The sequence below is a fragment of the Vibrio sp. YT-15 genome (assembly GCF_033337445.1).
Classification (GTDB): Bacteria; Pseudomonadota; Gammaproteobacteria; order Enterobacterales; family Vibrionaceae; genus Vibrio; species Vibrio alginolyticus.
On the sequence record NZ_JAWOQR010000001.1, the window covers coordinates 534,371 to 554,097 of the forward strand.

The following is a 19,727-nucleotide window of genomic DNA, read 5'->3' on the forward strand; positions in this document are numbered from 1 at the left end:
GTTTTTTATTGCTCTTCAACCCGATAATTTGACGAGCAAGCTAGCTAACTTGGTGAACGTACTCGATCACGACTTGGTTTCCGTCGATAAACACGTTACTGATATCGCCATCCACCGTCACACGATTTTGTAAATAAACGGTACCAGATGCAGATAGGTCACGCTCCGTCAAAGACGGAATCACCTGACCAGGACGTACATGTAGCTGCTCGCATAGCTGTTTTACAAAACCTAGCGTCAGTGGAGAATTACCACGTAACAAGCCAGAAAACTCGTGTAGACTCAAACCAAGGCGCTTCGCCATTTCCATTTGAGTGATGTGCATTTTGGCTTTTTGTGACATCCAGATGTCGTAGAGCGCGTTTCGATCCAGCTCTGTAAATTCCATATCTGCCTCCGCTAATTCAAGAGTCAATACACTCTCACACTTACTTAAGATAAATGTTAGCGATAAGTCAGAGAAGTTATAATTGATCGTCCAAATATCAACCCTCAATCATTGGTAGCGTACCTCTGAACATGCATGAGGCGGTCGCTCAGCAAAACGTAAAGGTAACTCTCTTGTCATTGGAAGGAAAAGTCCATCTCGGCGGTTTAGACATAAGTAAATGATTTAAAGGAAATCACTGGGGTGAAGGAGTAATATCTGCTACCTTTCCTTCCATGGTTCACTAGAAATAAGTTACATATGCCACAGTGGTTTACCGAATTACAAAGCTACATTGAAACGTCTCATCAAAATTGGAGTGGAAGCGTCCTTTTCATTACGCTCGCTAGCTTTATAGCTTGGATAGCTTGGCGGCTGATTCGCTCTCGCCTCGCTGCGCTCGTAGAGAAAACGCCCTTCCACTGGGATGACATGTTGCTTGATGCGCTAAAAGCGCCAGTCAGTACACTCATTTGGTGTTGGCCTGCAACCGTCTCTATCGGCATCATATTAGAGAGCGAGCTCAACGATAAAATAAACTGGTTAAGTACGCTGAAACTGATTTTAATCATCAGCATCTTCGTATGGACCGTTATGCGGCTCATTACCAATGTTGAAGAGCATGTTCTCGAACAAAAGAACCGAGATGAAACAACAGTACAAGCGATAGCTAAGGTCGCGCGCCTGTTCTTTATTACCGTCGGAATTCTAACCGTAATGCAGGCATTTGGTCTGTCACTATCGGGCCTACTTACCTTCGGTGGTGTTGGTGGTTTGATCGTCGGTTTAGCGGCGAAGGATTTGCTGTCTAACTTTTTTGGAGGTCTTATGATCTACTTCGATCGTCCATTTAAAGTTGGCGATTGGATCCGTTCTCCAGACCGACAAATAGAGGGGACGGTAGAACGCATTGGCTGGCGTATGACCATTATCCGAACTTTCGATAAGCGTCCACTGTATGTGCCAAACTCAGTGTTTAGCAGCATTGTCGTAGAAAACCCATCTCGCATGCTGAACCGACGTATCTACGAAAAAATTGGACTTCGTTACGACGATGCTGAAAAAATGCCGCAAATTATCACCGCGGTAAAAGAAATGCTGAAAAATCACAAAGACATTGATGCACGCCAAACACTTATCGTCAACTTCGATACATTCGGTCCATCATCATTGCACTTCTTTATCTATACCTTTACTAAAACCGTGAATTGGGTGAGATACCATGAGGTTAAGCAGGACATACTGCTTAAGGTAATCAACATCATTAAAGAACACGATGCAGATATCGCGTTCCCTACTCAGACGCTTAAGCTTGATCCTATACAAATGGTAAAAGCGGAAGAGCAAGAAGATCACGGCTTCTAGTTCTCACCAATACCCAAATAATCAAGCCCGCTGTGTTTAAGCGGGCTTTTTATTTTTCTTCGCATGAAGTGGTTATTGTTGCGTTAACACCATACGTGCATTCAGCGGTTGGATTGGGCGATTGTTTTTCCCCATTACTTCCGAAAAAGATTTTATCTGCTCAGGAGAAATAGTTTGTGCTTCTTTCATCACCAACCAACGTACACCTTCAGAGCATGGCGGTGTCGTTAGTGAGCCGTTAAAGCGGTAGTAGTCTTTATCACTTGGGATAAGGGCATCAGCATCAAATGGAACCTTGATGGTAACATCTTGATCTTTAGTTGGAATGTTAGCTAGCATCTTAGCTAGATCTGGGTTCGCGTCACCCAGTTTAAAGAACACCGCGACAACAGCTAGATGACCTACTTTGTCGGCATGCACAAAGTGTGCTTCTAGAGGGTATTCTTTACCGTCCACATGGTTTTCAGATGGCGTATGGAAGTGGAACTGTTTCAACGTAAACTCTTTACCATCAATGGTGAGTGTGTTTTTACCTTCTAAACCAGTCTGTAAAGTGTGACCGTTATTCAGCAGTGAAATTGCCTTACCTTCGTAGTCGAAATTCAATTTTTCTAGCTTCGCTTCGGTCGCCGATTCAATGTTGATTGGGCTCTGGTTTTGACCTTTTGCGCACTCAGATGCAAACTCACCCCAATGAGCAGGTCCATGGTTTCCCTCGTAGCCCCAGCTTGCTGCATAAGCTGTTCCTGTAAATACCAGTGCCAAACCTAATGTTGTTAGTGACTTCTTCATCATTTTCCTTATTTCTGAAAGTTAAATTCCGTGAGAATAAAGCCATACTAATCTCACAAAATTAAGCAGTGACAGAGTGAAAACTATGATTACAAAAGATTTTTGGAATAGAAGCCTCTAATGATGTAATTGACATGATGCTCAAAATTGAACGTCAACGATTATTGAGTCGGTGTAAGTACCTGCAGGAGGGGTCGTTTGGCTGGTTAGTATCTGCGCGCGATAATTATAATTCTGTGGAGTGATACCATCAGGAATAGAGCCGCCAGTATCGACGTCACTGTGTTCACGACGTTCAGAACTGGTTCCTCCCCAGCGATCCATCGATGATGACTTATAGATTTCATACTCCAAATAGTGACCACTAGAAATCATTCGCCGCTGACCGCCGGACGCATTTAGGCCGTCATTCAAGCCAATGGAGAAGGAACTATTCTTGGTACAAGTTAACGATATAACCTGACTGACTGGCTCAAAACCGGCCACTAATGGGGACGAACCAAAATCAATATCTGGCGCCGTGATCATACAATCAGGGGTCACTTCCAACTCAACCGTAATCACGCTTTGAGCGCTGCCATTGGCGCGGCCAATGCATACCCCTAGAACCCCGATACCCTTACAGTAATCCCAAATCCAGGATACGGTGATTTGGTCTTTATAAGTCCCAGCGGAAAGATTACTGCCCACTCCCGTCCGAGCATAAAGCGGAAACTCAGCTTGAGTGCCAAACAACCCGAGTAAATCGAGTAACCCGATTTCAAAAAAATTGTAAGTTTGGCCGAATACATACTCTTGTGAAAGACCTGGATCGCCAAAAATCTGATAGCTGAGCTCCGAACTCGGATCATCCTCATTTAATAGCAAACCATTATTTATACTGTTAAACGTTGCTGATACGTAGTCGCCACTTAACAAAGACACAAGTGTAGAAAAGTCACACGTAATCCCCGCATGAGGCTGAGCTGAGCTTTGCTGCTGAGAGCTTGAAACAGTAAACGAAGAAACATTGCCAAACAAGATTAAAGGTGTTGCCGCCGTGAGCTGACAAGCCATTGTCGAGCACGAGAAAAAGAGAAGTAGGCTAGCAAGCCAGCGGCGCAAAATCATAGTGCGGTCTCTTCTTCGGCTTTGATACAAACCTGCTCAGGCAATGTTTGTATTTTTTTGACTGTCACGCTGATACAACCCCTCAATAAACACTTTACATGGCGACTGTCCTTGAGGATAAAACTGAATATAGCGGCCTGGGTCAACGCCTTCAAAGTACGTAAAACCATCCCAACCAATTTGGCTTGTTAAGCCCGTTTCTGAGCGGCCATATGTACCAATCGGAAGGAACAAATGATTTTCGTCTACCACCGTCATGCTCAGTGCAATTTGTAGCTCTATTGGGAACTCTAACAGGTAGCCGTAGCCCGAATGTATCGAAGCAAACTGCTCTGTTGCAGAAAACGCAGCATTGGCAGGTAAATTAAGTGGATCGATTTCATATTTGGCGGTGTAATACGCCGTAGCCCAAGGAACAAGTAAGTAACCTTCATCGTCTGTCACTCCGACAATTTGATTTTCATATTTAACCGGAATACCTTCAAAACCACTGGTGCTCACCACAGCGAAGCTGTCATACACTTCATTCGCCGGGAATATTTCTCCATCCAACGTAGAGACCGAACCTGCCATTTCCGCAAAATAATCATAGTCGCCACTGGTGCCATTTAACCCCGCTCTGAACTGCGCCCATGACGCACGGTAGGTCAAATCGGCCTGTTTACGGTTTTCTGGGTGTTCGTTAATATCATGCGCTAAATTGACGCCCCACCCACCTCGTATTGGCGCAAGGCGGCTGTAACCCACTCGCCCTCTAACATCGCCATCATCCTCTCTTTTCAGCGTTAACCCCGAACTTCCCCCCAAAGAACTGAAAGGTAGAGAGAATTGCGCCAGCGTAACACTCTGACCACCAATACTATGGTTGTAAGAAAGGGACATATTGATATTAAAAGGCAGAGCGTAGCTATAAGTAAGATTTAGGGTACGTGAATCTGAGTCGGATTGTTGAATATCAAAGTACCCACCAGAAAGTGAGCCCCAATCTCCCAAACGCACTCCCATATTGATTTGTGATAGATGGCGCGACGCGAGTGAAGCGTCCTTGCCTTCATCGAGCATTTCGTAATTTGGTAAATGAGATAAGGTATAAAAGTCGGCTTGTTCTACTTGAGTTCGAGCAGCGAAGCTAAACAACCGAGACTGATAACTATAACCTAGCGCATATGAGGTAGATTGATCCTGAAAATTACTCACACGAAACGAGGCATCCACCGTACCCAAGTTGAAAGCATTGGTGACAAAGCCCAACCCCGCAACGATCAGGTCATCTTTTGCTTCAGCTTGAGCTTCTAATGTTAACCAATCAGTCATGCCATGACGCAGAGCGGTAACCACGCCACCGTCTCCATAGTCGTTAGATGCATTACCGAAGTTTTCTCTGATCGCACCAATACTCGCACTGTAAGATGTAAATCCGGTCTTGAGTAGATCGGAAGAGAGAAAAAATGGGCTGGTCATGACCGTTTGCTTACCCTGAGCATCCGTTGCAATTACCGTTGCTTCCCCAGCACCAGAGAGCATTGGAATATCGTTAATAATGAAAGGACCGGGCCCAACATTCATTGAGTCAGTTTTAAAGCCATTGATAAACAAATCTAACGTAGTGGGCGCAGTGACCTCACCGTAAAATGCAGGTAACGGCGTCGTCACGACATCCGGACGCATAGAGAAATCATGTGACAACTGAATACCCGCCAGTCTTACTGGTTGGCTCCAAGATAAAGGGCGAACAATATAGTCCCCTACCTCCATACGAATTCGCTTCTCTTGATTGACGTACTCGTAACTCGTATCAAAACGAGTGTACTGGCTGCTTTGCTGGGACTGAACATCGCGATGAAAGTTAGATTTAAATATCCCGGTAGTAGAAAAAACGCCAAACTCAGAAAAGGCTCTGACTTCATGATTTATAGAAACCTCCTTTTGTCGGCTTTCGTTCTCGTACACACCAAATACGTTGTAGTTAAGCAGGCCACCACGCCCAAACTGAGCCGGGGAAAATCGCCCCATATCCTGCGCTGATAAGCTCTGCATCGGTAACCAATTAGGCGGTACGTCAATTGTAAGTTGCAATGACGATTGCAAGTAACGCACGTTAACTCCTGGGATAGACGTAACCTCAAGTCTCTCTTCAGTTCCAGGCAACGACGTGGCGGTAACCCCAACTGAAATGAGGTCCTCCCGGAGCAAAAAGAACTGATCGCCAACTCGCTCAACTTTCGCAACAAGCCCTGTTGCTCTTTGATTGATCACCAACTCCAGATTGAGGCTAATATTCTCAAACTTTTCTAATGAGAAATTTTCAGGACTCGGTAGCTCAGAGAAGTGGTTTGCTGAATTTGCACAAAGACCAATACTGCTCCACGTTACGCTAAGTAATACCAACCAAAAGAAAGCATTCATTGTATTAAATCTATTCATTATTGCTTCAATGGTATTTGGTAACGTTTACCTCCAATATTCGCGCTCAAACTCAAGGGTCTGACATTACTATGGGGAATAGACCAAACCTTATACTGTTCAGGAAGAATATAGCCAGCTAGTCCATCGGAAATAACGACAGGATCTTTATTTGGTAGATTCAACTGTAAATTCACTAAGCGAACATGGTGTTTTCCTGAATTTTTAATGTGAACAAAACGCTGATTATTTTTCTTAATAAACTGTGCCTGTAAATCACCCCATAATTCACTGTCACGGTTTGGTTTTTGAGTATCAGTCAGCCCTTTCCCGTAAATAAACAAAGGTATCGAGTAACGCATTCGGACTTTGACAGCGAGTTCATTTTCCGTCAATTCTGTTTGAGGGTTTTGAGTTGGCGGTAATTCATCTATGATCACTCGGTATGCATACTCCTTACCCGCAGAGGCCTCATCTTGGTTGATGATGCGGATTAACTGCTTTTCACCTGGTTCAATTTTGACAAACGGAGGAGTTGCAATTAACTGGCTTTGACTTGAATAACTATCTTCTCCTTCGTTTTGTTCCCACTTAAAAATTCTCACCTGTAAATAAGAATCAACACTGCCTTTATTTACCATCCAAAGTGATGTTGCATTACTCTCCTCTGATATTTTGGGGTAAATCGGCCAAATTAATAATGAGTTAGCGTTGGCATTTGAGAAAAAAACAAAAAGGAAGGTTATTAATAATAGTTTTTTGAGTATGAATTCCATTTCACCCCTCCAAAGTTCACTTACCACTCTAATGTCAGCGTAAGCGTATCCATATAAATTCCAGCCACTTCATTCCCATTTATTGTCGCCTTTGCCCAGATAGGAAACTGAATATTATCTGGGTCTTGGTCGGTATCGACGGAATATTGCGTGTCAATATCAAGCACCTGCGTATAATTTAGATCCTGAAACAAAAAGTAATCTACCGTTGTCGCTTCTTCACTGTGCTTTAGCTTACGTACACCATCCGATTCATTCATCCCGCCATTTACGGAAACATTCATCGTAATACCCGGAGTACAACTTAATGTGAGTGATGAACTGTAAGTGATGCTGCCTTGTACTTCCGTCGCGTAAACTGAAGAATGCTCACCAAAATCTAACGTACCTATTTGCCCGGCTTGGGTTGGGCTTTCTTCTTGTACTGAGCCGTTAATCAAACAACCTGTATCTACGATGGCAGACACCTGAAAAGTTTGTGTCGCATCAGCCAGCACAGTTAAAGAACACAAACTCATCGCGACAAGTGAAAAGCTCCTAACAACCAGCGTCACGTTTTACCAGCTTAGCGTCACACTGATGGTATCGGAGTATGTACCGGCAATGCTGCTCGTACCGTAAGCTTTCGCAAAAAGCTCAATAGTTTGCGATGTTGCACTAGTAAATTCAGACAGAGCTACCGTCCCGCCTTGTATAATTTGTGTGCTTCGGTCTGAGTCGGTAAACAACGTATAATCAATAAATTGCGCGCCATTTGACATCGCATAGGTACCAACGGTCGCACTTGCATCATACAATCCGGTGCCCAATGTAAACGTCGGTGTCACACCGTTACTACAAAGCACTTCAATACCCGTCGCACTACCACCATTTACCACACCATCTTGTTCACTAAAGATTGCAGGCACGTCTCCAAAGGCAAGTGAGCCAAAGCCAACGCCAGAAGCTGCATCTACCGCATTATTTCCATTAATCACACAACCTTGTACAAGGTTAATTGAAACATCAATCGTACCGCTCACTGACGCTCCACTCGCTTGCCAACTAAATGAGGTTAAGAGCAGAGGCATCATCAGATAAAATCTTTTCATATAAAGCTCCATTTTTACATTCCACTGTATATCGGTAACCTTTTTATTAGTTATAGCTCAATTATGACAAACCAAATGCATATAAAATGTAAAACAATAAAAAGAAGCAGGATAAGGATAAAGACGAACAGCAAATAAAAACATTAAACTTAAAAATGACGATTTTTAAGCATGTAATGCTAAAAAATAACCACTAAAAACAAATGGTTATTATCTTGTTCCAAATATAAAATCGACAATGAGTTAGAAGGTAGGGTGAAGTTGAGTGGAAAAAATCTAAAAAAAGTAGCAGAACGACACGAGAAGTTTAGAAAAGATTGGCGACCATTTCTTCCCGAAACAAGAATCTTCATGAAACAAAAATGCGCCCCAAAAAGGAGCGCATTTCTTACTTGAATAAGTTATTCCCAATCAAGAATAACTTTGCCTGACATACCGCTGCGCATTACATCGAAGCCTTCTTGGAAGTCATCAATCTTGTAGTGGTGCGTGATGATTGGCGATAGATCCAGACCAGATTGGATCAGTGAAGCCATCTTGTACCAAGTTTCGAACATTTCGCGACCGTAGATACCTTTGATCACCAAGCCTTTGAAGATAACTTGGTTCCAGTCGATACCCATGTCTGACGGTGGAATACCTAGTAGTGCAATGCGACCACCGTGGTTCATTGTGGTTAGCATTGAGTTGAATGCTGCTGGGTTACCAGACATTTCTAGACCAACGTCGAAGCCTTCTGTCATGCCTAGCTCAGCCATTACGTCTTCTAGCTTCTCTTCAGCCACGTTTACTGCGCGTGTTACACCCATCTTACGAGCAAGTTCTAGACGGTATTCGTTCACGTCTGTGATCACTACGTGGCGAGCACCAACGTGCTTTGCTACTGCCGCTGCCATGATACCGATTGGGCCAGCACCTGTGATAAGCACGTCTTCGCCTACTAGGTCGAAAGAAAGTGCTGTGTGTACTGCGTTACCAAACGGGTCAAAGATAGACGCTAGATCGTCAGAGATGCCTTCAGGGATCTTGAACGCGTTGAACGCTGGGATCACTAGGTATTCAGCGAATGCACCTTCACGGTTAACGCCCACACCAATCGTGTTGCGACATAGGTGAGTACGGCCGCCACGACAGTTACGACAGTGACCACACGTGATGTGACCTTCGCCAGATACGCGGTCACCGATTTCAAAGCCACGAACTTCCTGACCAATCGCGACTACTTCACCCACGTATTCGTGACCAACAACCATAGGCACTGGAATGGTTTTTTGTGACCATTCGTCCCAGTTGTAGATGTGTACGTCTGTACCACAGATAGCGGTTTTTTTAATTTTGATCAGAATGTCGTTATGGCCAACTTCTGGTTTATCAACCTCAGTCATCCAGATGCCTTGTTCAGGCTTTAGCTTTGATAATGCTTTAATTTTCATAATGTAACCTTAATTAAAGGCCCTATTGTCTAAGGCCTAGAATCTTAAATAAGACCCATGTCCTTACCAACTTGGATGAACGCGTCGATTGCACGGTCTAGTTGCTCGCGAGAGTGCGCCGCAGACATTTGAGTACGGATACGTGCTTGACCTTTTGGTACTACAGGGAATGAGAAGCCGATTACGTAGATGCCTTTCTCCAGCGCACGCTCTGCAAATTCTGCTGCTACTTTTGCGTCACCAAGCATGATAGGAATGATTGCGTGGTCAGCACCACCCATTGTGAAACCAGCATCTTCCATACGAGTACGGAAGTGTGCTGCGTTTTCCCATAGACGATCACGTAGGTCACCGCTCTCTTCTAGTAGATCTAGAACGCGGATAGAAGCGCTTACGATTGCTGGTGCAACAGAGTTAGAGAATAGGTATGGACGAGAACGCTGACGTAGCCAGTCAATCACTTCCGCTTTACCAGATGTGTAACCGCCTGAAGCGCCGCCCATTGCTTTGCCTAGCGTACCAGTGATGATGTCGATACGGTCAACTACGTTGTGGTGCTCGTGCGTACCTGCACCTGTTTCGCCCATGAAGCCAACAGCATGAGAGTCATCAACCATCGTCAACGCGCCGTACTTCTCTGCTAGGTCACAGATAGCCGGAAGGTTTGCTACTACGCCGTCCATTGAGAACACACCGTCCGTTACGATAAGAATGTGGCGAGCACCTGCTTCTTTCGCAGCGATCAGTTGTTGCTCTAGCTCTTCCATGTTGTTGTTTGAGTAGCGGAAACGCATTGCTTTACATAGACGAACACCATCGATGATTGACGCGTGGTTTAAAGCGTCAGAGATGATAGCGTCTTCTTTGCCTAGAATAGTTTCAAATAGGCCCGCGTTTGCGTCGAAACATGATGTGTAAAGAATCGTATCTTCTTTACCTAGGAACTTAGAAAGCTTCTGCTCAAGCTCTTTGTGGATGTCTTGCGTACCACAGATAAAACGTACTGAAGCCATACCAAAGCCGTGCTCGTCCATGCCTGCTTTACCCGCTTCGATAAGTGCCGGGTGGTTAGCAAGACCAAGGTAGTTGTTCGCACAGAAGTTTAGTACTTCTTCACCAGTAGAGATTTTAACAGCCGCTTGCTGTTGAGACGTAATGACACGCTCTGATTTGTAAAGGCCTTCCGCCTTTACTTCTTCGATTTGCTGCTGAATCTGTTGGTAGAATGCAGAAGACATTTGAAATTCCTTCCTAGTTATTTTGGCGAGTATTTACTCGTTTAGAATTAGGCTTAGCCTTTATGTGACGGGCGTCACGGGCTATCACTCATCAATTAATTGTAGTGTAATTCAAGGAAGGAGGAAGGATTATACCTTAAGGTGGAAAAGCATTAATGAATCCTAGGCACAAATTCAATTAATGCTTTTCTATGAGGTTGTTATAAAAGGAATTATAGCCAGGTAGGCTTAGCCAAAAGTGCTTCAAAGTCCTTAGCAGGTAATGGTCGGCTATAGTGGAAACCTTGTCCGAACTCACAGTTTAGGTTTTTCAGGTAATCCACATGACGCTGTTCTTCGATGCCTTCTGCGACGATCTTAAGATCCAGCGCTTTCGCCATTGCTATGATTACGTTGACAAGCTCGCGGTCTGAGTCGTTCTCGAACATATTTTGCATAAAGCTACGATCAATTTTTAAGCGGTCGAACGGAAACTTCTGCAAGTAACTCAGCGCAGAATAACCAGTACCAAAATCATCAATAGTAAGTTTGGTGCCTAACGCTCGTAAGTTATTAAGCATGTCTAATAGCTCAGAATCGTGATTGAAGAGGAGACTTTCTGTCACTTCAATATCGAACTTATCTGACGGAAGACCAGACTCCTCAAGGCTGTGTTTAATAAACGTAAGTAAGCGCTCGCAGTACCTAAATTGAACACTAGAAAAGTTTACAGAAACAAACAACGGAGTCAGACTCTGCCATTGTGCCGCTTGTCGACACGCTTGTTGAATAGCAAACTCACCAATTTGATGAATTAAACCATTTTTCTCTGCAATAGAGATAAACTCTTCAGGGTTTACGAATCCGTACTTGTCATCATTCCAACGCATTAGCGCTTCTGCCCCTACGATTTTACCACTACTCAGCTCAATAATTGGCTGATAATACAGCTCTAACAACTGATTGGAGATCGCACTTCTCAGACGATTTTCCAGATCCAAATAGCGTTGCAAATCTTGGTTCATATTATGGTTATAAAAACAAAAGCCATCACGCCCATCTTGTTTCGCCCGATACATTGCCATATCTGCACATGCAAGAAGCTGCTCAGCGTTGTCTCCGTCATCCGGGAACACAGACATTCCGACGCTGCTACTCAAGAAGAATTCATGGTTGTTCCAAACAAACGGATCGTTAAACGCCGAAAGTACACTTGAAGCAACTCGCTTTGCAGTATCATTATCAGGCAAATCAGGGATGACGAGTAAAAACTCATCCCCACCAATTCTCGCCAATAAGTCTGTTTTTCTCGCGACTTGATACAGTCGCTGAGCACTGAGTTTAAGGATTTCATCCCCAACAAAGTGTCCCATTGAATCGTTAATCTGCTTAAAGTGGTCTAAGTCGATGAACATCACCAAAACTTTAGACCCACTACGCGATGCCCTAATTAACTCCAAAGCCAATCGCTCGGAACCATAACTACGATTAGGTAAATTGGTTAACGTGTCATATTTAGCTTGGAAGGCGAGTTCTTTTTCAGACGCTTTTCGACGTTCAATTTCGTTCGTTAATTTTTTATTCTGTTTAGAAAGAATATCTTTACGCTTTTTTTCTTCCTCAAGCTTAATTTTCAATTCAATCCTATTATTGTTCGTGATGAATGCATAACATAAAGCAATGACGATCATAACGGCGAGAATACTCAAACCAATAATAAAGAGCCGTGATGTAAATATATCTCGTTCACTCAAAGGCTCGAACCACGCCATCAATTTGAAGTGATGTTTATCCACAGGCACTTCAAAGTAAATTTTTCCGTCTACAGCCTCAGAAACGAAATAATTCTCATCCTTATTGTGAGAAGGTGTTTTATTTATGGTATCCCATACAACCATTTCCACGTCTTTTATTTTTAGCACCATTCGGCTATAACTATCTTCGTGTTCTTGGTTAGTAAGTTGGTCAATAACAATATTCTTATTAAGATCGGCAATTAAAAAGGCAACAGGCTTTCCGGAGAACTTAACTTGCTTAATGACTTGAATGCGAACGTCATCATTGTATCGCGTCGCACAAACCTCTTCGGGATGCCCGTGTTGAGTCATTAAGGTTTGTATGTCCATTTTGTGCTCGGCAAGGTTTTCAGATCCAGTGGTGACAATGGTGACTCCATCACTGCCTACCAGCGTGAGCTTCTTATAGATTTGGCTGCTATTAATTAGCTTACTGTCTATCTTCTCATCGAAGCGACGCTTTAAATTAATTAAACTTGCACCTAACCCATACTCCATTGACATGCCAGAAGCTAAATTACCAAAGAATGTTTGTATTGTTTTATCTGTAGCTAAATTATCAACATCTTCACTCGCTATGGTAAATAAATTATCGAGTGTGCTTGCATAACTTTTTACTTTTAAATCTAGTTCTCTGTATTGAGATTCTTTTAATTTATTTTGACCTACGCTAGTCACAGTAATAAGCATAGCTAAGTAAATTGAAACTAATATTGCGCTTATTGTAATAAATCTTTTACTGGAAAATTTTTTAACGGCCTTATTCATCGGACTTTCTTTTTATCTTCTATAAAGTAATCGTTATAAAAGTAGTAAATAGATGGATAGTATTTTTTTACTAGTTTTTCGTATGAACCGTCTTTTTTTATCGAGTCTAAATAACGATCAAATGCTTTGCGTAATTCAGGGGAATTTTTACGGAATGCAACAGCCATTTTTTGATTTTCAGATATAGGGCCAATGACTTTTATTTCACCCGGCCATTTTTCGAGGGCAATTAGCGTATCCGCAACATCTAATAATGTGCTTTCCGCATCATTTTTCATTATCGCTGGAACCATCTCATTAAGGAGACGCGCCCCATCAGGTAATATAACTTTTGCACCTGTGTCATATAAGTCATAAAGGTTAGGATCCAAGCAAGAATGTTCTAAAGCTAACACTTCGCGACCATCGATCAGCTGCTTGACGTTTTTAACATCTTCATCGACCGACCCACTTGGTTTAATCGGGCTCAGACTAGAGTCGGATCTGGAAACCAACCATACACCTGAAGGAAAATAATCTTGTGAAAAATCGACAACCTCAGAGCGCCAATCAAGAATAGTAACGCCATTTGCGATCAAATCGCCTTCAATTGGAACACTTTCTCCGACAACAGCCTGCTTGTTGTGATATTGCACATTTTGCCCTGTCAACTTACCAACCACGTCGCTCCACTGTGCTGGAACATACTGGTACTGAACACCTAACGACTTGGCAAAACCTTTTATTATCTCTACATCCAAGCCAGTCAAAGTTTCCACTTCACCTTGTTCAATATAGGAGACAAAGTTAGCGTACGGGACACCAATGTGACGCAGTACACCGCGTTCACGGATTTGTTGTAAATCGTCTGACCAAGCGGCAGACGACGCAACAGAGGTAACCATGAGCGCCACCGTCGCTAAAGTTCTTTTGAATGTTATGACTGACATAATAATATCCTTACCTTTCACAAAGCGCCCAATAATGGGCGCTTGAGTGATAAACAACGATGTTAGAACGACGAGTAATACAAATTCGTCATCGCCACTACGAGCCCTTCCACATCTTGTTCGTCATGGAACAAATGCGTAGAGATACGCAGCGCGTAAGTATCAAAGTCATCATCCTTATGCAGCTTAAAGCTAGTCGTACGGATGATGTAACCATACTCTTCACGTAAACGATCTCGGAATTCCGTCAGTATCTCTTCATTAGTTACATCGGAGAACGGGTTAACCGTCGTTAAGCCACTGGTTAAGCCTTCCACGTTTGGTGAATACATTTTGGCTTGTGGTAAGTACTCTTGAAGCAAGGTTTTACATAAACTACCAAGGCTTACAACTCGCTCTTCGATACGGTCTCGACCAATCTCATCCCACATTTTGCAACTATCAACTAGTGCTTGTTTCGCAGGATAGTTATCGTTACCAATGTATTGCATTTGCAGCTGTTTACCCAGGTAATCAGCATGAGAAAGTGAGGAGTTGATCAACCATAACGGGTTCTCTCGGTCACTCCAATACTCATTCAACCGGTTACCGTTATCACGAACATACAGAATACCCGTCGCGCCCGGACCACACTGCCACTTATGACCAGATCCTGCATAGAAATCACAATCCATATCGTGGAAATCAAGGTCAAACATACCGACCGTATGCGCGCCATCAACAAGAGTAGGTACACCATACTCTTTTGCTAAAGCACAAATGGCTTTTGCTGGTAGCGCGGTTCCTGTTTTGTATGTGATATGAGAGAAAACAATTAGGCGAACGTTTTGATTCGCATCAAGCGCGTCTCGGAACGCTTGAATGTAATCTTGCTCAGAAACGTTTTCGGTACCAGTAAATACTGGTAGTTGAATTTCTACCACATCCACACCAAAACGATGTTTCGCTACGTTCATAGGTGATGTTGCAGCAATATGTTCATGGTGTGTCGTTAGAATCACATCACCTGGTTCAAAGTGTAAGCCATTAATGATCGAGCATAAGCCATCAGTAGTGTTGCGGCTGAGAATGATCTCTTCTGGGTTAGCACCAAAACCTGGTGCGACGTCTTTAACCATCTCTGAAACATAAGGCCAAGAGCCAAATTTGCCTTTCATATCCCAAGGATATTTAGCCACCAGCTTGTTGTTATGCTCGTAATCTTCAAGAACATGTTTTGGCATTGAACCTGTTGTACCAATGTTCATGTAAGTGGTTCGTTTGTCCAAAACGAACTGTCTTCGCACTTTACGCCAGAAGCGCTTATCGTGTTTTCTACCTAGCCCGCGGCTGCTCCAATCAATTTTCTGTTCTCGTGCTTGAGCTACGCCTGAGAAAGCGGAAGCACTCACACCAGCAACAACAGCTCCTGTTGCGCCTTTCAGAAAATTACGGCGGCTGCTATTAGTCTGAATAGATTCCTTGTCTTTCATCTTTTTCAATCCTTGTCGGAAATTAGCCATATTATTAATTTTAAGTGCGTAACTATCTGTTACTAAAACATTATTACCCATTACAACCAGAGTTTAATTTTTTCCTCTGCCATTAAGTGACTTTAGTTCCAATTTTTTATCTTATTTGATGATATAAGCAACAGTTTGACCACAAATCTATAAACAACAATGTTCACATTAATATATTCGTTAATTTGATTATTCTTTATTGCGGACAATTCCACCAAATTCTTTATAAAACAATTATGAGCTTTGTTATAAAGTCATTAAAAATTTAACTTTGCGTTAATTTAAAAATATTCAGGCTATTTTAAGATTGGCGTCTATTCTTTTTATATCTTAACGATCTCAACATGTTAAGACTAAATAAAAGAAAGCTGATTTCGGATCGAGATATCAGTTTAAGACCATAAAGTGATACACATCACTCTATGACATAAACTCACCGCTCAACATACATAAGTAAAACAGGTTTTCACTAATATGTGCTTGAGCGTACACCCTAAAAGAAGGAGGTCCCATGTTAAAAGGATTGCTATGCATTTCAGTTGCATCCGCTCTTGTCGCCGCCCCTAACGCGCTAGCAAAAACGGTAGAAATGACTGCTCTCAACACCAATGAGAGTGCGGGTACCATTGAGATTTCACAAAGTGATTATGGCGTTGTTTTTACGCCTCAATTATCAGGTTTGTCAGCAGGTGTGCACGGTTTCCATGTTCACACTAATCCATCTTGCGATAGCATAGAAAAGGATGACAAAACCGTATTAGGCGGCGCAGCAGGTGGCCATTATGATCCTAACAACACAGGGAAGCATGGCTATCCTTGGACCGATGACAATCATTTAGGCGACTTGCCTCCACTCTATGTGGACATGGACGGCAATGCCAATCAGCCCGTTGTCGCGCCTCGCCTAAAATTATCGGATTTAAAAGGTCGAGCGTTAATGATCCATGCAGGTGGTGACAATCACTCCGATCACCCAAATAAGCTAGGTGGTGGTGGCGATCGCGTCGTATGTGGTGTTATTGAATAAACATTAACTTATGTCTCACACTTCTCTTTAGATTGCGAGAAGTGTGAACTTCTGTTGATACTGAGAGGATGTTGCATTGGTCTCAAGATAGCTGTGGTGAAGCATTAAGATCGATTGGACAATCTTCGTCCCGATCCCCAAAGAACCGCCCTCCGCTTCTTCCTCGATGTGATTGACGAAGGTAAAGTGGATACGCGACTTATCCTCACTCAAATGCGCTTGGCAATGCACTTCCGAGCCGATTGGGCTGTGGCGCAATGCATTTTCAAGCAGGTTCAATACCAACCGCTCTAAGAGTCCTTTATCACCCACGGTTTGGATTTCACTATCGATATCCACTTTCAACACCACTTCTTTACGAGAAAACTGGCTCTGCATCGTTTCAGCACATTCTGCCATCAACGCTCCCAAATCCACGGGGCGGTACTCGTAGTTTGGCATTGGAGCTTCTTTGCGCGCAGCGTCTAACAAAGAATGCAATTGAGTTGAGAGCTTCTCACAATTTCGGAAAGCGACGTCAATCAAAGGATCAGATTCCGGATGTTGCAAACGCCACGTTTCCAAATAGCCCAGCACGCTCGATAACGGCGTTTTTAAATCATGACTAAGCTGCAACAAGCTTTGACGACGATGAGACGATTGATACTCCAACTGTAAAAACTGCTGCTGAATGTGCTTCGCCATCATCTGATAAGAGTGCGCAATCGGCACAAGCTCTGGCACTTGGTGAGTAAAATCAGGTTGCAGGCGGAAATCATGTTCAGCTTGCTGTTGAAGTTGCTTGGTCACACGCTCAATCGGGTTCAATAGGCTACGTTTGACCAGCACATAAGCTCCAAGAGCAAAGCCTAAAATGGACACTAAGACCAATCCTGCCAGCGCGATGTAAGGAGTATCGACTTGAGCATTGGCAATGGCGTCATGTCGGGTACTGCCAATCACCACGTAGAGATAACCGACCGTAGAGCCTAATTCCTCTATCGCCGCGACAGAAAAGACTTTGTGTTCACCACGATTACGTGGGTCTTCACCCAAAATAGGAAAAGGCTGGTCATTTAAGAATTGCTTAATGGGATTGAGATCCACCTTCCCCATGATCTCCGCCCCTTCCGGTGCTGCATGGGTGGTGATATTGCCTTGGCTATCGAGGAAGTAGATTTCAAAATCAGGGCCGATCAGCATGAGCGTATGAAAGATCGACTTAAGCGCTTTGGGGTTGTAATCCGTCCCGATCATCAGCGGATTATCATCACGCATATGGCTAGCTAGCTCTTTATGCAGGCTTTGCTTAGTGCGTAACTCAATGGTTTCTTTTTGCCAATTGTAAGTTAGTGCAATCACCACCGCCGCGAGGCAGAACCACAAGCTAGTAAATACTACCAAGCGAGATTTGAAGCTCATCCTATCGCCTCCTTAAACAGCGGTGTTTTTACAACACCCGTGGTGATTGAAAAATGACGGTGAAAACAACTGCCGACTTACTGTCTTGGCTTGATGTTTTGACTTACTTTCTTGCATTAGTGTCTTGGTTGAAACTTATATCCAACACCCCACACGGTTTGAATGAAGTGATGATCAGAGTCAGACAAAGACAACTTGCTGCGTAAACGGTTTATGGTGCTACACACCGTATGGTGATAACCAGAATGACTGGTGTTCCAAACGTGATCGAGCAATTCATCTTTACTGTAGACTCTGCCCGGACGAGTCGCGAGAAACTGCAGCAAAGTAAACTCTGTCGCGGTAAGAGTGACATCTTTGTCATTGAGGGATACTTGGTGCAACTCCGGAATGATTCTCAGCGGACCAAAATCCATCGCATCGTCGAGGACTTCATTTGCTACTTTGGCTTCTACGGTTTGGCTGACTCTGCGTAGCACATTTCGCACTCGTGCTTGAAATTCTAATACGCTAAATGGCTTAGTGATGTAGTCATCAACGCCTGCTTCTAAACCGTCAACCTTATCCATTTCACCGTCTCTGGCTGTCAGCATAAGCACTGGGCTCCAATCTTGTTGCTGACGCAAATAATGGCAAATGTCTAGACCATCACCATCTGGTAAACCTCGGTCAAGGATCAATAAATCAAAGGGTTGTTGCTGGTATTGCGCTTTAGCATCGGCGACATTTGTGGCTCGCGACACTTTGTGTCCTTGAAACTTGAGATGCATCTGAACCAGTTCTGCCAAATCGTCGTCATCTTCCACCAACAAGATGTTCGCGACTAAATTGATTGCCTGTTGTTCCATGGTCCTTTCCTTGCCTTCGAGTATCCTCACTTTGCACATGACCGGAACAAATTAGAAATTCTTTCAAAAAAGGTTCCGATGACGCCATGAGGGATAAAGCGCTCGGCTACAAGCGCTTTGGAAAGGAGACGTCATCGGAGCCTGTGTTACTCGACTCGAGTGATGGTGACTTTCGCACCTGGGTTCAAGAAACGATGGTTCGCGGAAAGTGCTGAGTTTGCTAATCCATCATCTTGGCTAACTACCCCCGCATGGAATGCAACAACGTCATTGCTATCATTACGAGCGGCATTGAAACCCTCGCCGCCACCTGCTGGGCCCGGAATGGTTGCAGCAAGTTCATCGTTCAGTTCTGTGCCGGAATCCCAAACGTTCATGCTCATTTCGTAGCTTTCACCCACTGCGAGCGATTTGAGCGATAGCCCCGTTTCGCCAACAAAGGCATCATTGGTATTCACAAACATAGACGCCACAGACAAGTAACCGTAACGACTAGGGTCAACCGTGATGGTGACTTCGTCCGATGCCCCCGGCAACACCAATCCATTACCCGAAATGCCTTGGTAAACACTGTCATTGCTGTTCATCAACTCAATCAGCTCAGCGTTACTCCCGCCTTCGGCAAGGTGCTCAAGTTCAACAGATGCCGCTTGTCCAATTTCAAACAGTTGGTAGTCACCATTGTGAGTGAGTACCGCGAGCGGAGACATAGGTTGATTCGCAGTCAAGTTCGCCACGTTGACGGTGTAGCGGTACGATTTCACTACATCGTTATCATCATCGCTTGGACAACCGGCGAGCAAGCCGACTGAAGCTGCTACTAGTAAGATTCTGTATTTCAT

General features: G+C 43.7%; 16 protein-coding genes and 1 pseudogene. 2 read left to right on the forward strand and 15 right to left on the reverse strand.

The window, feature by feature from the left end:
• Positions 1-40 precede the first annotated feature (40 nt).
• On the reverse strand, positions 41-388 hold the full coding sequence (locus tag R7D93_RS02280; RefSeq protein WP_005375109.1) for a helix-turn-helix domain-containing protein: 348 nt from the start codon (positions 386-388) through the stop codon (positions 41-43).
• A 300-nt stretch (positions 389-688) separates the two neighbouring features.
• On the opposite strand from R7D93_RS02280, the gene R7D93_RS02285 reads away from it, so the two are divergent.
• The gene (locus tag R7D93_RS02285) at positions 689-1,792 is read left to right on the forward strand and encodes a mechanosensitive ion channel family protein (protein WP_005375107.1); all 1,104 of its coding nucleotides are present in this window, start codon (positions 689-691) and stop codon (positions 1,790-1,792) included.
• A gap of 72 nt (positions 1,793-1,864) precedes the next feature.
• Here the strand turns inward: R7D93_RS02285 and R7D93_RS02290 are convergent, their stop codons facing one another.
• From R7D93_RS02290 to R7D93_RS02340, 11 genes and pseudogenes are all read right to left on the reverse strand, one after another.
• Positions 1,865-2,584: a carbonic anhydrase gene (locus R7D93_RS02290; RefSeq protein WP_005375106.1), complete on the reverse strand. Its 720-nt coding sequence runs from the start codon at positions 2,582-2,584 to the stop codon at positions 1,865-1,867.
• Positions 2,585-2,725: 141 nt separating this feature from the next.
• On the reverse strand, positions 2,726-3,694 hold the full coding sequence (locus R7D93_RS02295) for a spore coat U domain-containing protein (RefSeq protein ID WP_005383975.1): 969 nt from the start codon (positions 3,692-3,694) through the stop codon (positions 2,726-2,728).
• A pseudogene (locus tag R7D93_RS02300) lies at positions 3,691-6,100 on the reverse strand (fimbria/pilus outer membrane usher protein). The gene R7D93_RS02295 and the pseudogene R7D93_RS02300 overlap by 4 nt, the downstream one beginning before the upstream one ends.
• A 17-nt stretch (positions 6,101-6,117) precedes the next feature.
• Positions 6,118-6,873, reverse strand: coding sequence for a molecular chaperone (locus tag R7D93_RS02305; RefSeq protein WP_025768578.1), 756 nt, complete (start codon positions 6,871-6,873; stop codon positions 6,118-6,120).
• Between the two features lie 20 nt (positions 6,874-6,893).
• Positions 6,894-7,391 carry a spore coat U domain-containing protein gene (locus R7D93_RS02310; RefSeq protein ID WP_263856369.1) on the reverse strand — a complete coding sequence of 166 codons (498 nt, stop codon included), beginning with the start codon at positions 7,389-7,391 and terminating at the stop codon, positions 6,894-6,896.
• A gap of 39 nt (positions 7,392-7,430) precedes the next feature.
• Positions 7,431-7,976, reverse strand: coding sequence for a spore coat U domain-containing protein (locus R7D93_RS02315; protein ID WP_005375099.1), 546 nt, complete (start codon positions 7,974-7,976; stop codon positions 7,431-7,433).
• Between the two features lie 389 nt (positions 7,977-8,365).
• Positions 8,366-9,397 (reverse strand): L-threonine 3-dehydrogenase, encoded by a 1,032-nt coding sequence (gene tdh, locus R7D93_RS02320; protein WP_005432271.1) that lies wholly within the window; start codon positions 9,395-9,397, stop codon positions 8,366-8,368.
• A gap of 44 nt (positions 9,398-9,441) precedes the next feature.
• Complete coding sequence (locus tag R7D93_RS02325; RefSeq protein WP_213867880.1) at positions 9,442-10,635, reverse strand: glycine C-acetyltransferase; 1,194 nt, start codon at positions 10,633-10,635, stop codon at positions 9,442-9,444.
• A gap of 212 nt (positions 10,636-10,847) precedes the next feature.
• Entirely contained in the window at positions 10,848-13,178 is a 2,331-nt protein-coding gene (locus R7D93_RS02330; protein WP_136976842.1) for a putative bifunctional diguanylate cyclase/phosphodiesterase, read from the reverse strand.
• Positions 13,175-14,107 carry a transporter substrate-binding domain-containing protein gene (locus R7D93_RS02335; protein WP_005375093.1) on the reverse strand — a complete coding sequence of 311 codons (933 nt, stop codon included), beginning with the start codon at positions 14,105-14,107 and terminating at the stop codon, positions 13,175-13,177. Before R7D93_RS02335 ends, R7D93_RS02330 begins: the two co-directional genes overlap by 4 nt.
• A 62-nt stretch (positions 14,108-14,169) precedes the next feature.
• Positions 14,170-15,579 carry an aminotransferase class V-fold PLP-dependent enzyme gene (locus tag R7D93_RS02340; protein WP_005375092.1) on the reverse strand — a complete coding sequence of 470 codons (1,410 nt, stop codon included), beginning with the start codon at positions 15,577-15,579 and terminating at the stop codon, positions 14,170-14,172.
• A 541-nt stretch (positions 15,580-16,120) separates the two neighbouring features.
• Here R7D93_RS02340 and R7D93_RS02345 point away from each other — a divergent pair.
• Positions 16,121-16,636 carry a superoxide dismutase family protein gene (locus tag R7D93_RS02345; protein WP_225495667.1) on the forward strand — a complete coding sequence of 172 codons (516 nt, stop codon included), beginning with the start codon at positions 16,121-16,123 and terminating at the stop codon, positions 16,634-16,636.
• Between the two features lie 27 nt (positions 16,637-16,663).
• Here the strand turns inward: R7D93_RS02345 and R7D93_RS02350 are convergent, their stop codons facing one another.
• The 3 genes from R7D93_RS02350 to R7D93_RS02360 form a co-directional block, all read right to left on the reverse strand.
• On the reverse strand, positions 16,664-18,037 hold the full coding sequence (locus R7D93_RS02350) for a sensor histidine kinase (RefSeq protein WP_005383993.1): 1,374 nt from the start codon (positions 18,035-18,037) through the stop codon (positions 16,664-16,666).
• Positions 18,038-18,153: 116 nt separating this feature from the next.
• Entirely contained in the window at positions 18,154-18,885 is a 732-nt protein-coding gene (locus R7D93_RS02355) for a response regulator transcription factor (protein WP_225495669.1), read from the reverse strand.
• A gap of 146 nt (positions 18,886-19,031) precedes the next feature.
• Positions 19,032-19,727, reverse strand: coding sequence for a spondin domain-containing protein (locus R7D93_RS02360; protein ID WP_005383999.1), 696 nt, complete (start codon positions 19,725-19,727; stop codon positions 19,032-19,034).